Annotated in this window: 18 protein-coding genes; all 18 read left to right on the top strand. The window is 56.3% G+C overall.

Going from position 1 to position 22,940, the window contains the following annotated elements; all coding sequences use genetic code 11:
* The first annotated feature begins 229 nt into the window (after positions 1–229).
* The 18 genes from V9G17_05800 (at position 230) to V9G17_05715 (ending at position 22,771) form a co-directional block, all read left to right on the top strand.
* Positions 230–1,927 (top strand): tetratricopeptide repeat protein, encoded by a 1,698-nt coding sequence (locus V9G17_05800; protein ID MEI2752098.1) that lies wholly within the window; start codon positions 230–232, stop codon positions 1,925–1,927.
* Between the two features lie 397 nt (positions 1,928–2,324).
* The gene (locus V9G17_05795; GenBank protein MEI2752097.1) at positions 2,325–2,852 is read left to right on the top strand and encodes a type II secretion system protein; all 528 of its coding nucleotides are present in this window, start codon (positions 2,325–2,327) and stop codon (positions 2,850–2,852) included.
* A 250-nt stretch (positions 2,853–3,102) separates the two neighbouring features.
* Positions 3,103–3,639, top strand: coding sequence for a prepilin-type N-terminal cleavage/methylation domain-containing protein (locus tag V9G17_05790; GenBank protein ID MEI2752096.1), 537 nt, complete (start codon positions 3,103–3,105; stop codon positions 3,637–3,639).
* A gap of 218 nt (positions 3,640–3,857) precedes the next feature.
* On the top strand, positions 3,858–5,855 hold the full coding sequence (locus tag V9G17_05785) for an O-antigen ligase family protein (protein MEI2752095.1): 1,998 nt from the start codon (positions 3,858–3,860) through the stop codon (positions 5,853–5,855).
* Positions 5,852–6,793 carry a hypothetical protein gene (locus tag V9G17_05780; protein MEI2752094.1) on the top strand — a complete coding sequence of 314 codons (942 nt, stop codon included), beginning with the start codon at positions 5,852–5,854 and terminating at the stop codon, positions 6,791–6,793. Before V9G17_05785 ends, V9G17_05780 begins: the two co-directional genes overlap by 4 nt.
* Before the next feature lie 15 nt (positions 6,794–6,808).
* Positions 6,809–7,780, top strand: coding sequence for an ABC transporter ATP-binding protein (locus V9G17_05775; GenBank protein ID MEI2752093.1), 972 nt, complete (start codon positions 6,809–6,811; stop codon positions 7,778–7,780).
* A 1-nt stretch (position 7,781) separates the two neighbouring features.
* The gene (locus tag V9G17_05770) at positions 7,782–8,546 is read left to right on the top strand and encodes an ABC transporter permease subunit (GenBank protein ID MEI2752092.1); all 765 of its coding nucleotides are present in this window, start codon (positions 7,782–7,784) and stop codon (positions 8,544–8,546) included.
* Between the two features lie 97 nt (positions 8,547–8,643).
* A complete protein-coding gene (locus V9G17_05765; protein ID MEI2752091.1) occupies positions 8,644–9,453 on the top strand; it encodes an ABC transporter permease in 810 nt (269 codons plus the stop codon).
* A complete protein-coding gene (locus V9G17_05760) occupies positions 9,450–10,220 on the top strand; it encodes an ABC transporter ATP-binding protein (GenBank protein MEI2752090.1) in 771 nt (256 codons plus the stop codon). The genes V9G17_05765 and V9G17_05760 overlap by 4 nt, the downstream gene beginning before the upstream one ends.
* A gap of 116 nt (positions 10,221–10,336) precedes the next feature.
* Complete coding sequence (locus tag V9G17_05755; GenBank protein ID MEI2752089.1) at positions 10,337–11,950, top strand: methyltransferase domain-containing protein; 1,614 nt, start codon at positions 10,337–10,339, stop codon at positions 11,948–11,950.
* A 248-nt stretch (positions 11,951–12,198) separates the two neighbouring features.
* Complete coding sequence (locus tag V9G17_05750; GenBank protein ID MEI2752088.1) at positions 12,199–13,299, top strand: glycosyltransferase; 1,101 nt, start codon at positions 12,199–12,201, stop codon at positions 13,297–13,299.
* A 255-nt stretch (positions 13,300–13,554) separates the two neighbouring features.
* On the top strand, positions 13,555–14,694 hold the full coding sequence (locus V9G17_05745) for a glycosyltransferase family 4 protein (protein MEI2752087.1): 1,140 nt from the start codon (positions 13,555–13,557) through the stop codon (positions 14,692–14,694).
* On the top strand, positions 14,691–15,749 hold the full coding sequence (locus tag V9G17_05740; GenBank protein ID MEI2752086.1) for an MraY family glycosyltransferase: 1,059 nt from the start codon (positions 14,691–14,693) through the stop codon (positions 15,747–15,749). Before V9G17_05745 ends, V9G17_05740 begins: the two co-directional genes overlap by 4 nt.
* A complete protein-coding gene (locus tag V9G17_05735; GenBank protein MEI2752085.1) occupies positions 15,746–17,056 on the top strand; it encodes an FAD-dependent oxidoreductase in 1,311 nt (436 codons plus the stop codon). The genes V9G17_05740 and V9G17_05735 overlap by 4 nt, the downstream gene beginning before the upstream one ends.
* Positions 17,057–17,069: 13 nt before the next feature.
* Positions 17,070–18,260, top strand: a complete 1,191-nt coding sequence (locus V9G17_05730; protein ID MEI2752084.1) for a glycosyltransferase family 4 protein — start codon at positions 17,070–17,072, stop codon at positions 18,258–18,260.
* Between the two features lie 28 nt (positions 18,261–18,288).
* Positions 18,289–19,407: a DegT/DnrJ/EryC1/StrS family aminotransferase gene (locus V9G17_05725; GenBank protein ID MEI2752083.1), complete on the top strand. Its 1,119-nt coding sequence runs from the start codon at positions 18,289–18,291 to the stop codon at positions 19,405–19,407.
* A 590-nt stretch (positions 19,408–19,997) separates the two neighbouring features.
* Positions 19,998–21,770 carry a PAS domain S-box protein gene (locus tag V9G17_05720; protein ID MEI2752082.1) on the top strand — a complete coding sequence of 591 codons (1,773 nt, stop codon included), beginning with the start codon at positions 19,998–20,000 and terminating at the stop codon, positions 21,768–21,770.
* Positions 21,771–21,775: 5 nt separating this feature from the next.
* The gene (locus V9G17_05715) at positions 21,776–22,771 is read left to right on the top strand and encodes a response regulator (protein ID MEI2752081.1); all 996 of its coding nucleotides are present in this window, start codon (positions 21,776–21,778) and stop codon (positions 22,769–22,771) included.
* Positions 22,772–22,940 lie beyond the last annotated feature (169 nt).

Genomic DNA, 22,940 nt, shown 5'->3' with positions numbered 1-22,940 from the left:
GCCGGTATAATTCCCCTCATCCACGGGCCCTCGAACCGTCCCCCTGCAGATTGAGCGGATGATTGTGCAACGATTGTGTGAAGAGTATCGGCAGCCACCTCTCTCCAGAGAGTGCGCTAGCATCAGAACCGTAGTGCTCCTGTTGGCAGCCGTGTCGTGTCTCACTGCCGCGTGTCAGAGCGCGCCGCCTGCTCGGTCTATTCCACCGCCGGTTCCCGCAGTTGCGCCGGTGGTTCCTCGTGCCACGCCCTCCTCCTCCGATTCTCGCGCCTCCTATCACTTTCTCCTCGGGTATCAGGCTGAGCTGGCACAGGAGACGGAGTCGGCGATCAAGGAATACCAGCTCGCGTTGCAAACGGATCCCACGTCGAATTATCTCAAGGCCCGTTTGGCCGTCCTCTACTTCACCGCGGGTGATGTGCCGTCGGCAGTGCGCTTTGCGGATGACGTGGCTGATGTGCCGGGGTTGGATGCGCAGATGTTGGGGCAAATCGGCGGCATGTATGCGGCTGCTGGAAAGCCCGACAAGGCGTTGAGGTTGTTCAATCGTGCGATTGAGCAGGAGCCGCAGCGCAGCGAGCATTTCTTTGCCAAGGGGCTGTTACAGGCCAATCAGAAACAATATGCCGAAGCCGAAGACACGATTCGCGCCGGGATCAAGATCAGCCCGGACTCGGCAGTTGGGTATTACTATCTGGGTCGTATCGGAGTTGAGGCCAGGGATTTTGACAAAGCGACCACTCACTTCGAGCAGGCGGTGACGTTAAATCCGGCGTTTGAGCCGGCGTACGTGGCGCTTGGATCTGTCTATGAAGCCAAACAGGACCGAGATAAGGCGATCGAGATCTATCGCCGCTACTTGCAGAGTGTGAACCCGAAAAATCGGGAGATTCGGCACCATCTTATTCGCCTGCAAGTGTCGGCGAAGCAGTACGACGAAGCCTTGAGGGAGTTGCAGGAGATGTTGGCCGAGGATCCGTCTGATCTTGATGCACAACTTCGGATGGGGCTTGTCTATGGGGAGCAGAAGAACTATCCCAAGGCGATTCAGCAGCTGACGCAGATTCTCACGGTGCGTCCGACGGAACTCAAGGTCCGCGACTATCTCGGTTACTTGTATGAGGAGAGCAAGGATTACGTCAATGCCATGGAGGCGTACCGCTACAATCTCAGCCTGGAGCCTTCGTACTTTGAGGGACATCTTCACTTGGGTGTGTTGCAATATCGGACCAAGCAATACACAGAGGCCATTCAGCATCTTCGCGAAGCCGGCCGATTGAATCCCAAGCAGCCTGAGGCCCATATCGTTCTTGGCCTTGCGCATTTTCAAGTCGAGCAGTATGAGCCTTCGCTCAAGGCGTTTCTGGAGGGAATCCGCCACAATCCGGACAATGCGGACCTGCATTTCAACGCCGGCACCGCTTATGACAAGTTGGATCGATTCGACGACGTGGTGAAGTCGATGCAGATGACACTCGCCTTGGATCCTCACCACGCCGATGCCATGAACTACTTAGGTTATAGCTATGCAGAACGTGGCGTGAAGATTGAAGAGGCCATCGCGCTGACGAAGCAGGCCGTCGCACTTCGACCGACCAACGGGTATTATGTCGATAGTCTGGCCTGGGCGTTTTTCAAGAAGGGCCTGCTATCTGAAGCGCTGACGGAGATGAAGCGAGCGGTCGCACTGGTCGGCGACGATCCCGTAATTTATGAGCATCTCGGTGAAATTTACTTAAAGCAGCAACATCTCTCAGATGGGCGAGAGGCCCTCCTGCATTCCCTCGAACTGGATCCCTCGAATGACAAGTTGATGCAGCGATTTCGTGAACTCGGTCTGGGTGATCCCGACAAGGAAGACCGCATCCGACAAGCGCTTCGACGCGTCTCAGATCGTAAGGGGGAGTCCGCGACTCCCGCTCCATAGTACTCCCGCGCTGCTTCACTTCCATAGATGGTCATGACCTAGTCCGGTGCCGTCGACGGGATGCCCGTTCCAGCTCCGGTTTTTCCTGCCGATTTTCAACCTACTTACGAATAATAGGCACCTTCAGCTTCTCACCGATCCTACAGGTGAGAGCTGTGCCTGTTCGATTCAGTCAATTTTTGGCACTTTTCCCCTAAGGATTCAGGTCCACGAATTGGCGCTGATCGGGCTCCCTTGAAAAATTGCGCAATAAATGTCAGTTTTGACAAGTACTTATAAGTATGGCTGCCAAGTGGCGGGTTCTTGGCACAAGGCCTGCTTATGGAAGGCCTGACTGTAGCGCGTGTGCGACAGGGGGCATCTGAATGGGATTTCTCAAGATCTGTGATCGCACCGTATGGTGATTGAAACGAAGGAGCGAGGGTTCACGCTGATCGAAGTGATGGTCGTGGTGGTGATTATGGGAATTCTTGCTGCCTTTGCCATACCGAATTTTCTTCGATATCGGGCGCAGGCAATGCAGGCTGAGGCACGGTCGAATTTGGCGGGTATCTTCGTGGCCGAGGCCTCGTTCTTCACGGAACGAAAAGAATATGGAAACTTCACGGATATTGGATTTGCGATCGCTGGGGCTGGGACGAACCGCTACACCTATCGTACCGGATTAGGGCTTGGAGCAGGTCTTGGGCCGAATGGCGGCAATCTCTGCGGGCCGTCCAGTAGTTGCGACACGATTCAGACGGAATCGCCTGCAGCGGGAACCATCATCTTCACGGGAATAGTCGGAACCGCGTTGACCTCGTCGTCAGGGTTTACCGCAACAGCCGCTGCGGATCTCGATGGAGATGCCACCCATGACGGCTGGTTTGTGAACGATGTGAAGCAGGGATTGAATGGTGCGCAACCCAACGATGTGTCGAGTTAGTGAGAGGGCAAAACTTGTCAGAAGATGACGGAAAACGGAACCGGGGCTAGGCAGCGCTGGTCATGGTTGAGTCGAGAGTGGATCTAAGTAACTGGAAAATAGAGAAAATGAAGAAGAACTACAGGAAGGAGGTGTTGGGCATAGAATCTGCTATACCCAAGATCTGCTAGGCTTGAAAAAGGTGTGTCGTAGGAAGAGGCAAGAGAACAATGTGTCGGGTGAAGTGGCAACATTAGGAAAGGGAGGACGTATGTTGAAGCAAATCAAGGGTCAGAAAGGTTTTACGTTGATTGAGTTGATGATCGTCGTGGCGATCATCGGTATCTTGGCGGCCATCGCCATTCCCAACTTCTTGCGCTACCAGGCGAAATCCAGACAGTCTGAAGCCAAGACCAACCTGGGCGCGATCTTCGTGGCGGAGACGGCCTACCTCAGCGAAAACTCGAAATATGGAAGCTTTTCTGAGGTTGGATATGCCCTTGCTGGTAACACCAACCGGTACACCTACCGAAGCCCGGCGCCTGGTGGTAACGCGGCTTCCGCAGGCACGGCTTACCCGGCTGCCAACTACGACCAGATTCCCTGCGGTGCTCCTGCTGGTTGCCCGGTTCAGAGTGACGCATCCCCAGCGGTACCGTCATTGGCAAGCAACGGAACGTCGGGTGCAGTCGGCTTCACCGCGTCGGCGGTGGCCAGCATCGACAATGATGCGACGGTTGACGGATGGTCAGTCAATGATATCAAGGGTGGTTTGACCCAGGCGGTTCCTGACGACGTGATCAGCTAACGATCAGTCGTAGCGTGTCTCAGAGACGGGGGAGGAACCATGTTCCTCCCCCGTTTTAATTTCGGGCGATCCATTGGCGGCCTGCGCGATGAACGCACTGGGTTTGTCTGTTCTGCGGCCATTGCCTACCACGTCGAGTATTCAAATTCACTTTGCCAAATGGGGCTTGTCTGATAAAGCAGGAGGGAGCTGCTTCGCCACGAGACTAAGGCCTCGTTATGAACGTTCCGCACTCCATGTCGCTGCTGATGATCAGCGCACTCGTGATTATCTCGCCCCTGCAAGAGGGTGGTACGACTCATCCCGCACAAATGGTCATCAGGCTGTTGGTTCTGGCGTGGCTGGGAATTGTTTTGGCAGCCGGTGTTCGAGCAGGGAAGCTCACCATCCCTGTACTGACAATGCGGTACGTCGTGCTGGCGTTTGTCGGACTGGCTTTGGTGGCGACGATTTTTTCGCCCTACGCTCATCCGAGCCGGCAGTGGTTCATCATGATCGCGGGGTATGCGACGTTGTTCTATTTGCTGGTCTCCTTCGTGGACCGATGGGAGCATATTCGTACGCTGAGCATTGTGATCGTGCTGATGGGCGTGGGCGAAGCAGCTGTGGCCATCGTGCAAGGATTGGCCTGGGATGTCTTGAGACCCACCGGCACGTTTTTCAACCCCAACTTTCTTGCCGGGTATCTCACGGTGACTTGGACAATTCTGTTGAGCGTCGCCATCTACGGCTCTCGTCAGGTCTCGGCACGTTCACGGTTGTGGACGTCCCCTGTCTTGTGGTGGTTTGGGCTGGGCACGGCTTTGGGCGGCCTGTTCTTTGCGGTTCTATTGACCCAGTCTCGTGGGGGCATCATCGTATTTCTTGTCGGAACGGTCTTTGTGCTGATGGCTCGGTATGGATGGAAATTAGCCGGCAGTTGCGCGTTGTTGCTGGTGCTCGCCGGTATTCTAATTCCCACGCCGATCCGCGAGCGTATCCTGATTGAGCATCAACAGAACCCTGTCTCCTATGCTCGTTGGCAGATGTGGCAGGCAGCGATCTCGCAGATGGTCGACCATCCGTTGGGCATTGGATTGGGGCTCTATCAGTACACGTACCCTCTCTATGCGTTTCCTGTTGATGGTGAAATTTCCCGGTTTGGAAAAGTGGCGCAAACTCCGCACAACGATTATCTCCAAATGGGCGTCGAGATGGGGCCCGGGGCGATACTCGTGTTTGGAGTCGGGATTGTCCTGCTCCTCCGAGAGCTGCGGCAGGTCCTTCAGTCTCGACTGCGGCGTTGGCAGAGAAGTCTCGTGGTGGGGGCTGGGGGAGGGGTCATCGGATTGTTGACCCATGCCATGCTCGACTCGAGTTTGCGCGAGTCGGCTCTGGCGATCCTGCTGGTGGTCTGTGGCGCATTGATTGTGTCGGCCGCACGGTTGACTCGTGGGCAAACCGACGCCGTGTATGTCATGTCGACTCATTCACGCTGGGCATGGGGAATCGGGGCAACATGTCTGGTGCTGGTTGCCGGCGTAGACGTGACGCGGATGGGTGTCGCCTGGATGACGTTTGACCGGGCTTCGCGTCAGGCCATGACGGGTGAAACGGATGCGGCAATCGAGGGGTTGAAGACCGCCGTTGCATTGGATCCAGGCAAGGCGCTGTACCATCATGGTCTGGGATCAGTCTATGCGAGAGCCTTCGAAGCCTCTCGCGACAAGCAGGATTTCCAATTGGCCTATGCGGAATTTAAGCAAGCGATCGAATTGAATCCGCTCGATAGTCGCCTCCTCGGGTTGCTGGGGCAGCTCTATGTTTCCGCAGCGCACGTTCCCGCTGTTCCCGTGGCATCCGACGATCAGCAGAAATTCTGGTTGCGTGCCGCGGTTCAGGTCTACGAACGGGCCATCGGTCTCGCGCCCTTCTCCGCCACGTATCGATATGAACAGGCCCGACTCTACTGGATGCTCGGTGAACGGAGCGACGCTGAAAGGCGGGCCGCAGAGGCGGAGCATTTGGAGCCGAATTTTCTGCCGGCTCGTGGTTTGTTGGCTCGCCTGTGGATCGAACAAGGGCGCGTTGACCAAGCAAGATCACAGTTGCACGAAATTCTGGCGCGGCAGGCGCGCTACAAGGAGTGGCGAAAGAATAGTCTCGATCAGGCATTCTTGAATGTCGATGTCGCCCCGCTTCGTGCGGCAGTCGGAGAAACGGCGGTAGCCGGATGAAGAGCAGGACTGTAAAGCAGTGGCTGATTCAGGCGGTATTTGGGCTGAGTCTCCTCGCAGGTGCCTTGATGGTACTCCATCTCCTGGATGGGCAACGAACTGCGGTGGCGCGTGCCGAGCAGTTGGCCTATCTCCCTAAAGGGGAATACCTGAAATTGGCGGTGCTCGGCTATCGGCAGGTCGTTGCGGATCTGATCTGGCTGCAGGCGGTCCAACACATCGGTGCAAAACGAGACACGCAGCGGGGCTATACCTGGACCTATCACGCCGTGGATGTCTTGACGGACCTGGATCCCACATTTATTCCTCCCTATCAGGCGACGGGACTGTTTCTTGGCGTACTCGTTGGTCGACAGAAGGAAGGTTTGGCGATCCTGGCTAAGGGAATTCGCCACAACCCGTCGAGCTGGCAACTGCCCTTTCTGGCCGGATATGTCTCCTACTACGAGCTCTGCAATCCGGCGGCGGGAGGAGAATACCTTCGCATCGCGGCACGTGTTCCAGGCTCTCCGGCCTATCTTCCTCAGTTGGCCGCGCGCATGACGGTTGAGAGCGGTGACCCGACAGCGGCGTTCGAATTTCTAGATCGGTTCTCCAAGAGCGTGACCGACGAACGGGTTCGTGCGGCCCTGCTGCAGCGGATGAAAGAAATCCTCCAGGAAAAGGACCTACGTTTTCTGGAAGAAAGCATTCGCCGGTATCGCGCAAAGTATGGGCAGGTTCCGTCGAAGTTGGAAGATGTAATGCTGCGGGGAATCATTCAGCAATTACCGTCCGATCCGTTGGGCGGGGAGTATGAGGTCGATGCCTCCAGCGGAGTTGTGCGTGCGACGTCGAAGCGTGACCGGCTGCGCATTCATGAAAAGGTGGCCTGCCAGAACAAAGCCGGCGAAGTGATACCTCAAGCCTGGGCTAATCCACTCCCTGCTGGGGAATGAAGATGGAGGCGTGTCGTGGACGATATTGTCACCGAAGCGTTGAGTAAATCGTATCCCTCCGGTTGGCCTGGTCGGCCGCCCTTTGTGGCCTTGGATGGATTGTCACTGACGGTTCGGCGGGGAGAAATTTTCGGGTTTCTGGGCCCGAACGGTGCAGGAAAAACCACCACGCTCAAGATTCTTCTCGGACTCGTTCGTGCGACCAGCGGACGTGCGTTTCTGTTGGGCGAATCTGTAGGCGATGTGGCGACTCGCCGCCGGATTGGTTTTTTGCCGGAATCGCCCTATTTCTATGACTATTTGACGGCAGAAGAATTCCTGGGATTTTACGGACAATTGGCCGGTTTGAGCCGCGCAGTCACCACTCAGCGAGTTGACGATCTGTTGCAGCTCGTCGGGTTGGCCGAGGCGCGCGGCCGACAATTGCGGAAATTTTCTAAAGGGATGTTGCAACGCATTGGTCTCGCACAGGCGCTTATCCACGATCCCGAGCTCGTCATTCTCGACGAGCCGATGACGGGTTTAGATCCGGTCGGCAGAAAGCAGGTGCGGGATCTGATTCTGAGTCTGCGCGATCGTGGGAAGACGGTCTTTTTCAGTACACATATTTTGCACGATGTCGAAATGATCTGTGATCGCGTCGGTATTGTCATGAAGGGGCGATTGGTGGCCAGCGGGCGGGTCGATGAACTGGTCCGACAGGATCATACGCAATCGGTCGAGGTCGTCTGCCAGCAAATCAAGACGGACGGCAACGCTCTCATCAACTCGCTCGCCACGCGGGTGCTGCAGCAGGGCCAGCAGTGTTTGATCGTGCTGCCTAGCCCTGATGCGGTGGATGCCTTGGTGGGGGAGATCCGTCGTCAGGGGGGGCGCCTGCTTTCGGTGACTCCTCATAAGGCCTCACTCGAAGATTTGTTTTTCCATGAGGCCGCGCAAGAGCCCTCGCGTGTACCGGCGCATATGACGAGTGGGAGGGCGTCCTAATATGGGTGCGATCGGCGTCATCGCGGTGAACGCGTTTCGTGAAAGTCTGCGCGATAAGATCCTCTACAATCTGGTGTTATTCGCCGGATTACTGATCGGACTTTCGGTACTGCTGGCGGACCTCTCCATTACCGAGCATCATAAGGTGATCGCGGATATGGGATTGGCGGCGATCAATCTGATCGGCGTCATCATTGCCATTTTCATCGGCATTAGTTTGGTCAATAAGGAAATCGAACGTCGCACGATCTATACGATCATGGCCCGGCCCATCAGTCGCACTGTGTTTATTATGGGGAAATACTTTGGCCTGGCGCTGACGTTGTCAGTGAATATGGCCGTCATGCTGGCCGTGTTCCTGCTTACCCTCTGGCTCTACCACGTCCCGATCGAGAGCTCTCTCTTCCAAGCGGTGCAATTGATGTTCGTCGAAATTCTGATAGTGACTGCGATTGCACTCTTTTTTTCGACGTTCACCTCGTCGACTCTCAGCGCTATTTTTACCCTGGGGCTGTATGTCATCGGACATCTCACTGCGGACCTGCGGGCGATGGTGGCGAACGGTGAAGGCGAGGTCGGAAAGGCGGTGGTCGATCTGTTGTATTACCTCTGCCCCAATCTCGAAATGCTCAATATCAAGGGGCAGGCGGCTGTCGGTGTCTCCGCGACGCCGGAGTATATGATGCTCGCGTCCCTCTACGGGTTGTTGTATGCGGGGGTATTGGTGACGGGGGCCTGTCTGGTGTTTCAGCGGCGAGATTTCTGATCAGATGGCGTTCTCTCCCTGATGGAGCCAGGAGCGGTCAGGGCTAGGCGTTCAACAGACTACAATCGTGTGGCCGGTAGGAGTTGAGAAAAGTTTTATGCAGGTACCATCGATCTCAACAACACATGGAACTAAAACGCGCGATGTGTATTGGGAGCATCTATGGGATCTGGTGGTCATTTTGACGCAGAAGGAAATCAAAACCCGTTACAAAAATAGCGCGCTGGGATATGTGTGGTCTGTTGCGAACCCTCTGCTGTTTGCGGTCATTTATTACATTGTGTTTGGGCAGATCATGAAGGTCCCGATCGAGAATTATTCACTGTTTTTAATGGCTGGACTCCTGCCTTGGCATTGGCTGGCCAATTCGGTCATTGCCGCGCCCAACGTGTTTCTTGCCAACGCGACTCTGATTAAAAAAGTGCGTTTTCCTCGTCATGTCTTAGTCGTTTCCTATGTACTGAATGAGGGCATTCACTTCGTCCTATCAATTCCAGTCATTGCAGGCTTCCTACTGGTAAATCAGATGACCCCCTCTTGGAACTGGCTGACCGGCATTCCGATTCTGCTCGTGGCACAATTCCTGATCGTGTATGGACTTGCCATCACGCTGGCTTCTCTAAATTTATTCTTTCGGGATTTGGAGCGACTGACTGCACTCTTCATTGCAGGTTTATTTTTTTTGACCCCGATTACCTACTCGAGTGCGATGGCGCCAGACTCATTTCGTTCACTCTTATATGTCAACCCGGTTGCTCCGTTGATAGAGAGTTGGCGTGAATTGTTTATGCACGGACAACTTAGTTGGCTGGTGGTCGGAGGGTGCTATCTCAGCGCGATGGGCACGCTTCTAGTCGGCAGCTTCGTGTATTGGAGAATGTCCCCTAAGTTTGCCGAGGTGATATGACGGCGATCGGTTTCGACCACGTTTCAAAGTGGTATCCGAGATATCAATCCTTATCGTATGGGATCAAATCCTCTTTGTTGCACTTGCCGGAGACTTTTCGCTCTTTGAAGCGTGAGAGAGTTCGGGTTCTGGATGATGTGTCGTTTCGAATTGGAAAAGGAGAAACTGTCGGTCTCATCGGACCCAACGGTGCAGGTAAAAGTACAACATTGGCTTTGATGGCCGGCGTCGTGGAGGCCGAGGCGGGGGAAGTCGTGGTCGGCAGCCGTGTCTCCCCCTTGCTTGAACTTGGTGCGGGGTTTCATTTTGATTTGACGGGGGCTGAGAACATTATTCTACACGGTGTTCTGCTTGGCCTGACACGTCGAGAAGTCTCCTCAAAAATGAAGGCCATCATAGCCTTCAGTGAACTTGAAGCGTCTATCAATCAGCCATTGCGTACGTATTCCAGCGGAATGATTGCGCGGCTTGGATTTGCCATTGCCTCCCACCTTGACCCCGAGATTCTCCTGATTGACGAGATCCTGTCGGTCGGTGACTTGTCATTTCAACTCAAATGTAACGCTAAAATCGATGAGTTTAAGCGACAGCAAGTCACCATGGTGCTTGTCTCGCACGCGATGGATCATGTGCGAAGACTTTGTGACCGAGTCATTTGGTTGGAGAAGGGGCGAATAGTGGGCGAGGGAGCACCCAGCCTGATCGTGGCTGAATATGAAAAATCGGCGCAGTCGAGGCACGTTGAGATTCGCCCCTCTGCTGCCTAAGCGGGATCTCGTCGGCGACGACGAGGGCATGTTCACGAGGGCGGTCGAACCCCCTGTCTCTATGTGGCAAGAACGGGCGTAACGCAAGAGATTGCAGAGCAGACGAGAGAGGGAAAATGGCTTCAATACGGCGTATCGATCAAAACAAGATTGCTAGCGTTTCCGAAGATCGCCCTCCCCATCCGTATACCTGCGAGTACTATCAGTCCAGTCTTGGGCCTGTGCCGTATAGTCGCTATGAAGGGAAATGGCTACAATTTTTTGGTTCCGTCGCGGACCATATCGTTAAGCAAATTAACCCCCGGAAAGTCTTGGACGCCGGGTGCGCGAAAGGTTTTCTGGTTGAGGCTCTTCGAGATCGAGGGGTTGAGGCGTACGGAATTGACCTATCCGAGTACGCGATTAACGAGGTGCGACGGGATATCAGGCACTATTGTCGAGTGGCTTCATTGATCGAGCCTATTGATGGGCGCTTCGACCTCATCGTGTGCATTGAAGTCCTCGAACATATTCCAGAAGAGATCGCTCCGAGAGTCATTGCCAACCTCTGCCGAAGCACGGACGATATCCTTTTCTCATCGACTCCCGATGACTTTACCGAACCCACGCATGTGAATGTGCGGCCGCGGTCCTACTGGAATGCGCTATTTTCAGAACAAGGGTTTGATTTAGACGTGGAGTTTGATGCCTCCCGTATTGCTCCGCATGCGATGCGATTTGTCAAAAAACCCGTGCGCCGCTGCGTGATCGATGCGTTGCTGAAACAGCGCGAGCAACTACGGCACACCTTCGAGCGCACTGATGAAGAGCAGCGGAAATTGATTCAAGAGTTGGAACGCCGTTTGGAAAAAGTCGAACAATCGGTCGGCTGGAAGGCTGTTGTTCTTCTGAAACGCCTTCGTGAGAGAGTGTGCCCTCTTCATAGCAGGAGACAATCCGGCTATTTGGCGCTGCGATCGGCGCTCCTCACGCTCATGAACGGTGAGTGGCGTTCGTTTCTGAATGGTCCGCCTCACGGAGGTCAGTCCTCGACCATCGAGTCTAATGCTGGAACTGCACAGCCAGCACCAATTCCAATCTCTCCAGAATCCGCATTAGCGCACTCGCTACTTGATGGACTGAAAGGTCTCGAGATAGGGCCGGCGACTCACAATCCATTCGGACTGAATACTAGAAATGTTGAATTGCCCGCGGCGCATGAATTTTATGCTGAGGAACAGCGGCGGCTTTCCGGTCTCGAACCACCACGGGTCGATCTGTGGGCTGCAGCCGACAATATTCCCGTCCCAAATCAGAGTGAAGGGTTTATTCTCACCAGCCATATTCTCGAGCATTTGCCCAACGTCGTTGGGGCACTGATGGAATGGGACCGCATAGTCATCGATGGCGGATATGTCTTCATGATTGTTCCTCACAAGTGGGCCTTTGCTCTTGATGCGAGCCGAGAGCTCACTTCTTTCGTGCATTTCATGGACGACTATGTTCAGAAAGCCTCGCTTGAGAGTCATCCGCTTGAAGGGGTGCCGGGCGGAAAAATGGGACACTATCACACATTTACCCCTGACTCGGTTTTGCAAGTCGTTGAGTGGATGTGCCGGAACAAGCTCTGCGATTGGAAGCTTGTCGCGCGCGAGGACATTGATACAAAAGTGGGAAACGGTTTCACCCTGGTGTTTATGGTACGCCACCAAGACCGAACTGGTTTTCGTGATGGGGAGACTAAATTGTGAGCAAGGTGCTCCTCATTAGCAACGATGTCATCGGCAGGCAGATGGCTGGCCCCGGTATCAGGACATGGGAGCTGGCGAAACTGCTTGCGACTGAGCACGCGGTGACTCTATTAACTCCGAGCCGAACCGATCTTCAACACCCGAGATTATCTACACAGCTATCGACGCAAGATTGCGTGCGGACCTGTGCAGACACACATGATGTCGTTATCGGCCAAGGACAAGTACTAAGCCGATATCCATTCCTATTGGGCCATTCGATCGTAAAAGTCGTCGACCTGTACGACCCATCGCCGGTCGGATACTTAGAGACAACTCAGCCTCACACGGTCAGAGGACAGCTGGAAAGTCACCATGCTTTGGTCCGGGAGCATTACAACTATTTGCGTGCCGGTGACGCCTTTCTCTGTGCAAGCCAGAGGCAATGGGATTTTTGGGTTGGCATGCTGATGGCGGCCGGAAGAATTAACCCGGTCGTCTATCAAGACGACCGGATGCTTCGCAGTCTGTTGATAGTGGCACCCTTTGGTGTTCCCGCGCAGGCCCCCGAGCATCGGCGGCGAGTTCTAAAAGGTGTGTGGCCGGGGATCGATCGTGACGATGTCGTCCTGCTGTGGGGGGGAGGGCTCTGGGAATGGTTTGATCCCATGATGGCAGTAAAGGCGATGAGCATTGTCGGTCGCCAGCGAACGGACATCAAGCTGTTCTTTATGGGAGTCAAGCGACCCAATGCCAGCGTGACCACGTCTCATACTGCTGATCAAACCATTGCGTTAGCTGAGCAATTGGGAATTGCGAATCGTTTGGTGTTTTTCAACGATTGGGTGGCGTACGAGGATAGAGAAAATTTTTTACTGGAAGCTGATCTGGGATTGAATGTCCATCGAGATAACCTGGAGACTCGATTTTCGTTTCGGACACGTATGATGGATTACATATGGGCGGGACTTCCCATCATTACTACAGAAGGCGATCCACTGAGTGACCTGGTGAAGCAAAACCAGCTTGGGATGACCGTGCCTTGCGGAGATGCCGAGTCGTTGGCCCAAGCGATTCTGCGCGCAGCGGATTCCTCGGCAACCAGGCAAACGTGGAAACTCAATTGCCTCGCGACAGCGAAAGAATTTTCTTGGGACCGCGTATTTGAACCCGTCGTCGCCTGGTGTCGTTCACCGATCCAGGCACGAGACAAAGAATATACGGACTTATGGAATTCCTGTGTAGACAACTCCAGGAATTGGCCGAAGCATGCGTGGGAGTATTACCTGCAACGAGCCATCCATCATTACCGCGTGACTGGAATGAGAGGCCTCGCGACCCGTGTCATTTCATGGTCGTGCGGGAGATAACGGACGTGTTTGCGAGTCGCGCTCATCAATGTCGTGAGGCAGTGCATCAAGATGCAGGATGTGTTCGCCTTGAGGTATCCCGGCCGTAGTTGTCCCGTCCCGCAGGTCGCTGGTTTTCACTCCTAGCGAGTCTTACGCCCCCGTCAAAACAACGAAAAACCTATTCTTGCAAAAGAACTCCGGTACTATTTGAGCAGTCGGTCGTGTGCGCGCAACCGGCGGATATTTCAACGCAACAGGGCAGAAACACGTGCAATGACGGTCACGTATTTCTCGAAAAGCTCAATCGTCGGTCCCAGCAGTCGCTATCGCGTCTATCAATTCCTGCCTCATTTCCAAGCGGCGGGAATCGACTGTCGCGTGGATCCTCTGTTTGGGGAGACGTACTTCTCCATTCTGAAGGTGCAACCGGCCGCGCTACGGACGCTCTTCAAGATTCCCTATGTGCTCGCCTGTTTCCTCAAGCGACTCTGGACGGTGCTGGCTCTGGGCAGGCAGGACCTGATCGTGCTGGAGGGGCAGCTCTTTCCCTATGCGCCTCCGTTGGTGGAGCGGCTGCTGCGTTGGTGTCGTTATCGAGTGGCGGTCGAAATGGATGACGCAATCTATCTGACTCCCATGCACGAGCAGAAGATGCCGGCGTTACTCTCGATGGCCACTGGGGCCATTGTCGGGAACGAGCAGCTTGCCGCCTATGCGAGGCAGTTCTCGTCCCGCGTGTGTGTCGTGCCTACGGTGGTTGATACCGATCGATTCAGGCCGGAGCCGACACGATCCGCCGACTTGCCTGAAGAGCATTCTGGAGCAATCACGGTCGTGTGGATCGGTCTGGCCTATAACCTGAAATATTTGGATGTGGTCGCGCCGGCCCTCCGCGAGCTCCAGCGTACGTTCCACGTGAGACTCCGCGTGATTTGTTCGCAACCACCCCACCTGCCGGGCGTTGATGTCGAGTTTAGGGCCTGGGATTTTGATCGAGAGGTAGCAGATCTACAGGATGCCACGATCGGTGTGATGCCGCTAGAGGACACGGAGTGGGCTCGAGGCAAGTGCGGCTTGAAGCTGTTGCAGTACCTTGCAGTGGGAGTGCCCTCGGTGGCTTCTCCAGTGGGAGTGAATCGCGACATTATTGTGAGCGGAGAGAACGGGTTTCTCGCCGCCACCGAGCAGGATTGGTATGAGCGCCTCGACGCACTGTGCCGGCAGCCGCAGTTGCGCGCTCGAATGGGGCAGGCCGGGCGTCGGACCGTGGAGGAGCGGTACTCCCTGAGGGTGTGGGGCCCCCGGCTTGCGGACGTGTATCGCACATTTGCGCAGAGCGAACGCCAGGATATGGCGCGCCAACCTGTCCTCGGTCCTGTGCCCGGCCACAGTCGTTCGACAAGGACTCGATGATTCTCCTCACGCTGACATTTCTGGTCGCGGTACTCCTGTCGCTCTACGGCGTGCCGATCGCGCGTCGAGCGGCTTTGAAATTCGGGATCGTCGACTGCGCGGACGGTCGTCTGAAGCATCAGCGTGAGCCGGTTCCGTATTTAGGCGGACTCGCGATCTATCTGGCCTTTCTGGTCAGTCTGGCCTTCACTTTCGAGTTTCGGCAAGACGTGCTCGGGATTGTGCTTTCGGGCACGCTCATCGTCATGCTGGGGTTGATTGATGACTTTGGCGTCCTGACCCCGGGAACCAAGCTGGCTGGCCAATCTTTGGCGGTGTTCGTCTTGATCAAGAGCGGCATCCGGATCGAAATTGCGTCACTGCCTGATTGGGTCGACATCGTACTGACGGTATTCTGGATGGTCGGCATCATCAATGCGTTCAATCTGCTGGATATCATGGACGGGTTATCGGCAGGGGTTGGGGTGATCAGCGCCGCATTTCTCTGTGTGGTCGCCATCCTGAACGGTGATCAGGCGATTGCCTTTATGCTGGCGGCGCTCATCGGAAGTCTGCTTGGATTCCTGCGATACAATTGGCGGCCGGCCTCGATTTATATGGGTGATGCAGGGGCCATGTTCATCGGCCTGATGCTCGGCGCCCTCTCGATGATCGGCAAATACACGGAAAGCCATTCCGTCTCCCTGCTGACTCCGGTGTTGATCCTGGGCATGCCCATTTTCGATACCCTCTTCGTCATGTATATCCGGTTCTTGCGCGGACTCCCGGTGTTTCTGGGGAGTCCCGATCACGTTGCGATTCGCTTGCGGCATTGGGGGCTCTCGGTGACTCAAGTCGTTCTGATCAGTTATTTCGGCGCCGCATTATTGGGCGGGATCGGTCTGCTGGTCATGGCGGTGCCTCAGGATCTTGCCATGCTGTTCAGTGGCGTCACGCTGTTGTGCCTGGGCGTGGCTGCTGTGGCACTCACACGGGTGAACGTCTCGGGTGGAGCCGCAGCCATACGTGCCGAGTCGGTCACGGCACGTTCGACAGAAAGGACCGGCGCAGTATGATTGTGATTGTCGGGGCTGGATTGGCGGGACTCAGCGCGGCCTATCACCTGCGCGGGATACCCTACAAGATTGTGGAGCGTGAACGTGAGGTCGGAGGACTTTGTCGTTCTTACGTGAAAGACGGGTTTACGTTCGACTATACCGGGCACCTCCTCCATTTTCGGCAAACCGCGATCAAAGCGTTGGTCGAGCGCTTGCTGACCAACCAATTGCAGCGGCATGCCCGCAAATCGTATGTCTATTCCCACGAGACGTATACCGAGTATCCGTTCCAGGTGAATACGCATGGCCTTCCGCCGGAAGTGGTGCGGGAATGTTTGCTGGGATTCATCGCCACCTTGTCGAATCCATCGTCCACGCCGCCGCCGGAAGGCCGATCGTTCAAACAGTGGATCATCGACAGTTTGGGCGAAGGCATTGCAAAACATTTCATGGTGCCTTTCAACGAGAAATTGTGGCAGGTGCCGCTTGACGAACTCACGTCCGACTGGGTGTCGTGGTTGGTGCCGAAGCCCGATGTCAAAGATGTCGTCAACGGCGCCTTGGGAATCAAGGACAAGGCCTTCGGCTACAACCCATCCTTCCAATATCCCGTCAGTGGCGGCATCAAGGTGTTGCCGGAAGCGTTTCTCCCGTCGGTTGAGCAGCTCTCGTACGATTCCGAGTTGGTGGAGATTGAGACGGGTCGGCGGCGCGCGGTGTTTCGCAGCGCGCAGGGGGAACGGACGGAAGCATATGAGCGGATGGTCTCGACGATTCCGTTGCCGGAGCTGGTGCGGCGGTGTGTCGATCTGCCGGCGTCGCTGAAGGAATTGGCTGCGTCGTTGCGATGGGTCTCTGTGTATAACGTGAATATGGCGGTTGCGCGCGAAGGCATTTCCGATAAACATTGGATCTATTTCCCGGAGCATCGGTATCCGTTTTATCGCGCCGGGTTTCCGATGAATTTTTCTCCGGCGATGGGCCAACCGGGATGCAGCTCCCTTTACGTGGAGATCTCTCACCAGCCGACCGAACGAGACTCCGATGCAACGCTCATCAAGCGAGTCCGTCAGGGATTGGAGCAGGCCGGGGTGTTGCGGCCTACCGATGAGGTGGTGATGTCGGATGTGAAAGATCTGTATTACGCCTATGTCTTGTTCGATCGGTATCGCGGTCGTGCCGTGCAGGAGTTGCTGGCCGAGCTGGAGCGACGCGGCATCTCGTCAATCGGGCGGTATGGAATGTGGGAGCATACGTCGATGGAGGACGCGATTGCTCAGGGACAACAGACGGCTATGCGTTTGCGGATGAAGGCTGCAGCCTGAACACGAGGATGTCATGGACGTAGTCTGTCATGTCATTACCGGGCTGGAATTGGGTGGCGCGCAGGAAGTGGCGATGCATGTGGTGTCGGGCCTGGATCGCAGCCGGTTTCGCCCGGTGCTCCTCGCAGGTCCTGGAGGGCTGCTCACCGACGAGGCGCGGGCGCTCGACGGCGTCGAAGTCCGCGTGATTCCATCGCTCCTGCGGGAGATTCGTCCCCTCCACGATGTGCGCGCACTGTGGGAATTGGTCGAGACGTTCCGACGCCTCCGTCCAAAGATTGTACACACCCACAGTTCAAAAGCTGGTATCCTAGGGCGGCTTGCCGCCTGGTTTGCTGGTGTCCCCTGCATCCTGCACACGATACATGGGTATGGCGTGACGCCCGCGCAGCCGTTCTGGCAACAAAAAGTATTCATCGCGCTGGAATGGATGGTCGGCCGGGTCACGACCCATTGGATTGCGGTGTCGCACGCCGACCGGCGGCAGGGGATTGAGTGGGGACTCTTTACCGCCTCGAAAGTGTCGGTGGTGAGGCCTGGGATCGATCCGACGGTGTTTGCGGCCCGTATCGAGGGATCGGAGCGCGACCGGCTGCGGGCCATGCTGGGCGTGGGGCCGGATCAGCTGCTCGTGGGAACCGTCTCGTGCTTGAAACCGCAAAAATCTCCCGAAGACTTTGTCCGCGTCGCCAGGCTCGTGTGTCAGCGTGTTCCCGCGGCCCGTTGTGTGCTCGTCGGCGATGGTGTGTTGCGGCCGCAGATCGAAGCGTTGTTGCAGGCACACGGGCTCCAGGAGCGCGTGACCCTGCTGGGCTGGCGGCGCGATGTGGCTGCCTTGCTGAAGGCGTTCGATGTGTTCGTGTTGACGTCGCAATGGGAAGGGTTGCCCTGTGCCATTCTCGAGGCCAGAGCCAGCCGGATCCCGATTGTGGCCACCAGGGTGGGGGGCGCGGCTGAGGCGATTGTTGAGGGGATTCAAGGGACGCTCTGCCCGGCCGGCGATGTTCGGGCTATGGCTGAACGCGTCTGTCAACTCCTGGAAGACGACCGCTTTCGCGCCGACCTTCGCACCGGCACGCAGGAATTTCCGGAAGAGTTTACGATTCAGGAAACGCTCAAGCAGTATCAGTCGCTCTACATGTACCTTCTGCATGCCACGCGTCCGAATGAAGAAAACATGAAATTGCAGCCTAATCGACTGTAGCCTATAGAAGGGGGAACCGGGGGATACGATGAACATTCCGCTGCTTGATCTCAAAGCTCAATATCAATCGATGCGCAGTGAACTCCTCGCTGCGATTGAGGCTACCTGTGATGAGCAGGGTTTTATCCTTGGTCCGCGGGTGATGGCGCTGGAGCAGGCGGTCGCGTCGTATACCGGGAGTGCGCATGGTGTGGGAGTTGCCTCGGGCAGCGACGCGCTGCTGTTGGCGCTGATGGCACTGGGCGTCAAAGCCGGTGACGAAGTGGTCACGGTGCCCTTTACCTTCTTCGCGACGGCCGGCGCGATTTCACGGCTGGGGGCCAAGCCGGTCTTCGTCGATATTCGCCCCGATGATTTCAACATGGATCCGGCGCTGTTGGAGCGGGCCATTACCAAACGGACCAAAGCGATCATTCCGGTGCACCTCTTCGGGCAATGCGCCGATATGGCTGCGATTAATGAGATCGCCCGACGACACAAGGTCGGCGTGATCGAGGATGCCTGTCAGGCCATCGGTGCCCGGCAGAACGGACGGCACGCCGGAGTCTTGGGCGATGTAGCCTGCTTCAGTTTCTTTCCCTCGAAAAACCTCGGCGGTTTTGGGGATGCCGGCATGGTCACCACCAACGACAAGGCGCTGGCGGAGTCCATTGCCATGTTGCGGGTGCATGGGAGCCGGGTGCGCTACGTCCATGAGGCGATCGGCATCAATAGCCGATTGGATGCGTTGCAGGCGGCGGTGTTGCTGGTGAAACTGACACGGCTGGACCAGTGGGCGGAAGGCCGACGCCGGAATGCCGCGCGGTACGTACAGTTGTTCAAGGACGCGAACCTAACAGACCGGATCGCCTTGCCCGTCGTGGGGGCCAACAACTTTCACGTCTTTAATCAATTCACGGTTCGTGTCCAAAAGCGTGACGAGTTGCGGGGGTATCTGAAAGAGCAGGGCGTGGGGTCGGAGGTCTATTACCCGCTGCCACTGCATTTGCAAAGCTGTTATCGTGACCTGGGTTGTCAGAAGGGGGCGTTCCCGCAATCGGAACGTGCCGCCGAAGAAGTGCTTTCGCTGCCCATCTATGCGGAACTGTCCGACGAACAGCTTCAATACGTCGTGCAGACGATCGCCTCGTTCTATCGCAAACGCTAGTATTCGCACCGCTGTCCGGCTCGGATTGTCTTCCGGGTCGGACCGCGTATCACCATCTCCCCACAGTCGAGAGTGCCACACTCGTCGCTCGGGTAAGTAGCGGCCTGGCTTTTCTGCGTCCAACGGCTGTCGCCTGTTGCCCGCTGTGGAGCAGGAGCCGGGATGACTTCCTCCGCCTGGATGAGTGACCGGTGCGTGCTCAGTGTGGTCGTCGAATCGACGACAGACCTTGCCGCGGCTCGGCGTTCAAGTCTGAACAGCGATGATGCAGTGATGTACACCAGGGCCTGTTGTGGGCATTTTCCGTTTCAGGAGCCGACCCCTGCAATTCAAACCATCTGCTGTGCAAGGAGGTCCTGCCGAGGCTGGTTTTCTCCTGGCAAGTGGCACTGGCCAGAGCCCGGAGCCGGCGGCGTCCGTTCTCGCTGGAACTGGCCGTCCTTCTTGCGTGATGGCCCTATGAATGCTGCACAGGAGGCATAGGTATTGCTGTCAGGAATGAGAGTAGGAGGCGCGGTGTAGTTGTACGTATGACAATTCCTTCGTCATTTGTTCTCGGTATGTCGCGGAGCAGTCATTCTATCTTGGGAGTGGCGCTGGCGTTGATCGCAGCCATCGGGGCCATCGATTGGTGGTTGCCCATGGGCGTGACCATCACCACTCTCTACGTAGTCCCTGTGCTCATCGCCTCGCGCATCCCCCATGCTCGCATGACGTTCTGGGTGGCAGCGCTTGTGTCGGTTGTCACGATTCTCGATATGTTCGACCGGCCGCTGTTTGCGTTGACGTGGGTGAGCGCCGTGAATCGGGCGTTTGTGCTCATGGTGATTTGGGTGACGGCGTTGTTGTGCCTGCGCCGGCAGCGGGATGAGGCCGAATTGCTGCGCATTAATGAAGATGTCGAGCAGCAGGTTCAAGAGCGCACGGCGGACCTGGCCGCTGCGAATCAGGAACTTGAAGTGCTACGAGCTGAAGCAGTCTCTGAACTGGTCGCGATTGTGAAATCGTCCGACGATGCGATTGTGGGGATGACGTTGAACGGCATGATTCGGAGTTGGAATCCGGGCGCGGAGCGAGTCTATGGGTACAGTGCCGAGGAAATGCTGGGTCGGCAGATTTCGGTTCTCTGTCCTCCGACCCGATTGGATGAAGTGCCGATGATGCTCAACCGGATTGCGTGCGGCGAGCATGTTCGTAATGTCGACATGGTCCAGCGGCGAAAGCAGGGGGATCGTATCGATGTGTCGCTGACGATCTCGCCGGTGAAGGATGCGGACGGGTGTGTCATGGGCGTGTCGGTGATTGCGCGCGATGTCACGGTGAAACGTCGCATCGAAGCCGCGTTACGGGAAAGCGAGGCTCGGTTTCGGATGATGGCGGATATGGCTCCCGTGATGGTGTGGATGGCTGGACCGGATACACACATCACGTTCATCAATAAACGGTGGTTGGAGTTCACCGGGCGTACCGTGCAGGAAGAGATCGGAGACAATTGGTTCACCGGTATTCACGACGATGATCTGGATCGCTGTCGAAAATCGTATCTGGAGGCCTTCAAGTCGGAGCAGCCGTTCTTCCTGGAATATCGGTTACGGCGTCACGATGGTACATACCGATGGATCATGGATACGGGAGTGCCCTTGTTCGACGAGGAGGGGCAATTTGGCGGCTATATCGGTACCTGTATGGACTTGACGGAACGTAAGGGTATGGAGGACCAGCTCCGTCGCATGTTGAAGGAAAAGGACAGTCTGCTGCGGGAGGTCCACCATCGGGTCAAAAACAATCTGCAGGTCCTTTCCAGCCTGCTGAATTTGCAGTCGGCTTCCATCAAAGACCCGGTCGTCACCCAGCTGTTCCGTGAATGTCAGGTGCGTATTACGTCGATCGCGCTGCTCCATGAGACCTTACACCGCTCGAACGATCTGTCACGAATTAAGATGGGGGACTATGTTCGCACATTGACCGGCCACCTGTTCCGTTCCTACGGAGTCGATCCGACGGTCGTTGCGCTGGAATTGAACGTGGAGGATGTCGAGTTCGATATCGACACAGGGCTGACCTGTGGATTGATCATCGATGAGTTGGTCTCCAATTGTCTGAAACACGCCTTCGTCGACGGCAGCGGTGGAACGATACACATCGACCTGCTTGATCGTTTCGATGAGACCTTTACGTTGTGCGTGAGCGATAACGGCATCGGGATCCCTAAGGACGGGGTGCTCAATAATCCCGACTCTTTGGGGTTGGAACTTGTCACACTCCTGGCGGAGAAGCTGGACGGCCGCACCGAACTCAGAAGCGGGGCCGGCACGGAATGGCAGATTCGGTTTCAGCAACTGCCATGTGCAGAAAGGGTGTGACCGCCATGGAACCAGCCAACATCTTGATCGTGGAAGATGAGCCTGTGGTGGCGAAGGATATCCAGCTCAGTCTGCAACGCCTTGGGTATCATGTGCCGGCGACCGCGACCTCCGGAGAAGAGGCGATCCGCAAGGCAGTCGAGATACATCCCGACCTGATCTTGATGGATATCGTGTTGAAGGGGGAAATGGACGGCGTGGAAACCGCCCTTCAGATTCAACGGAAGCAGGAGGTGCCGGTCATCTACCTCACGGCCTATGCCGATCATGAGACGTTGGAGCGCGCGAAAGTCACCTTTCCTGCCGGCTATATGCTGAAGCCCTATCAGGCGAATGAACTCCGAACCACGATTGAGCTGGCGCTCCATCGTTCGCAGCATGACCGTCATATACGGGAGCGATTGCAGTGGATCGCGACCACCGTGCGCGGTATCCGTGACGGTATTGTGACGACCGATCGTGGGGGGCAGGTCACGTATATGAATCCCGCCGCTGAGGATGTCACGGGTTGGAGTCTGGAGGAAGCGGCGGGGGTGTCCGTGGCCGCTCTCTTGGGTATTCAAGCGGCTGAAGCAGGACAGCCATCGGAACATCCGGTCCAGCAGGCGATGACGCAGGTCTGCGTGGTGACGATCGATGACGCGACACTTCTCAGCCGACAGGGCGGGCGCCGGACGATTCGTGGGAGTGTGGCACCGGTCGTCGACGACGGTGGTGCCGTACTCGGCACCGTCTTGCTCTTCCATGAGGTTTCTCCAAGCGGGCAGGGGCTGCTCGTGTCGAACACACGGAGCGAGGTCCGGTGGAACATGGATCTGCGGCTGGGGTGTCTCCAGGGAATCATCAATTTGTGCTCCTGGTGCAAACGCGTGCCCGACCAGTCCGGCAAGTGGTATGACTTGGCCACGTTTATCGCAGAGCGATCGGCCATCCAGTTTAACGGCGGGCTTTGCCCGGACTGTATGGACCAATGTTTCCCCTACGACGTCAGGCAGAAGTAGTCTCTCACGAAGCCGACGGGGAGGTTCGCCACTGAGTTTCGGTCTGTAACCCGCCGCGTTCAACCGAGTGCCCTGCTTGTGCGGAAGGCGCTGCCGTGTCTGATGCGCCTCGGCTTCCTCACGCTGCCTTGCGCGAATTTCCGAGAAGGCTTCAAGAATGCGCAAGAAT

It is taken from the genome of Nitrospira sp., assembly GCA_037045225.1.
Lineage (GTDB): Bacteria > Nitrospirota > Nitrospiria > Nitrospirales > Nitrospiraceae > Nitrospira_A.
The sequence above is the reverse complement of the archived record's forward strand: the minus strand, read 5'-3'. Positions and strand labels throughout refer to the sequence as shown.

Excerpts from the sequence above, each read along its gene's own strand:
- V9G17_05740 (MEI2752086.1), top strand. The coding sequence starts at position 14,691 with ATGATTCTCCTCACGCTGACATTTCTGGTCGCGGTACTCCTGTCGCTC.
- V9G17_05780 (MEI2752094.1), top strand. The coding sequence starts at position 5,852 with ATGAAGAGCAGGACTGTAAAGCAGTGGCTGATTCAGGCGGTATTTGGG.
- V9G17_05730 (MEI2752084.1), top strand. The coding sequence starts at position 17,070 with ATGGACGTAGTCTGTCATGTCATTACCGGGCTGGAATTGGGTGGCGCG.
- V9G17_05785 (MEI2752095.1), top strand. The coding sequence starts at position 3,858 with ATGAACGTTCCGCACTCCATGTCGCTGCTGATGATCAGCGCACTCGTG.
- V9G17_05760 (MEI2752090.1), top strand. The coding sequence starts at position 9,450 with ATGACGGCGATCGGTTTCGACCACGTTTCAAAGTGGTATCCGAGATAT.
- V9G17_05770 (MEI2752092.1), top strand. The coding sequence starts at position 7,782 with ATGGGTGCGATCGGCGTCATCGCGGTGAACGCGTTTCGTGAAAGTCTG.
- V9G17_05715 (MEI2752081.1), top strand. The coding sequence starts at position 21,776 with ATGGAACCAGCCAACATCTTGATCGTGGAAGATGAGCCTGTGGTGGCG.
- V9G17_05725 (MEI2752083.1), top strand. The coding sequence starts at position 18,289 with ATGAACATTCCGCTGCTTGATCTCAAAGCTCAATATCAATCGATGCGC.
- V9G17_05765 (MEI2752091.1), top strand. The coding sequence starts at position 8,644 with ATGCAGGTACCATCGATCTCAACAACACATGGAACTAAAACGCGCGAT.
- V9G17_05755 (MEI2752089.1), top strand. The coding sequence starts at position 10,337 with ATGGCTTCAATACGGCGTATCGATCAAAACAAGATTGCTAGCGTTTCC.
- V9G17_05795 (MEI2752097.1), top strand. The coding sequence starts at position 2,325 with ATGGTGATTGAAACGAAGGAGCGAGGGTTCACGCTGATCGAAGTGATG.
- V9G17_05745 (MEI2752087.1), top strand. The coding sequence starts at position 13,555 with ATGACGGTCACGTATTTCTCGAAAAGCTCAATCGTCGGTCCCAGCAGT.
- V9G17_05735 (MEI2752085.1), top strand. The coding sequence starts at position 15,746 with ATGATTGTGATTGTCGGGGCTGGATTGGCGGGACTCAGCGCGGCCTAT.
- V9G17_05790 (MEI2752096.1), top strand. The coding sequence starts at position 3,103 with ATGTTGAAGCAAATCAAGGGTCAGAAAGGTTTTACGTTGATTGAGTTG.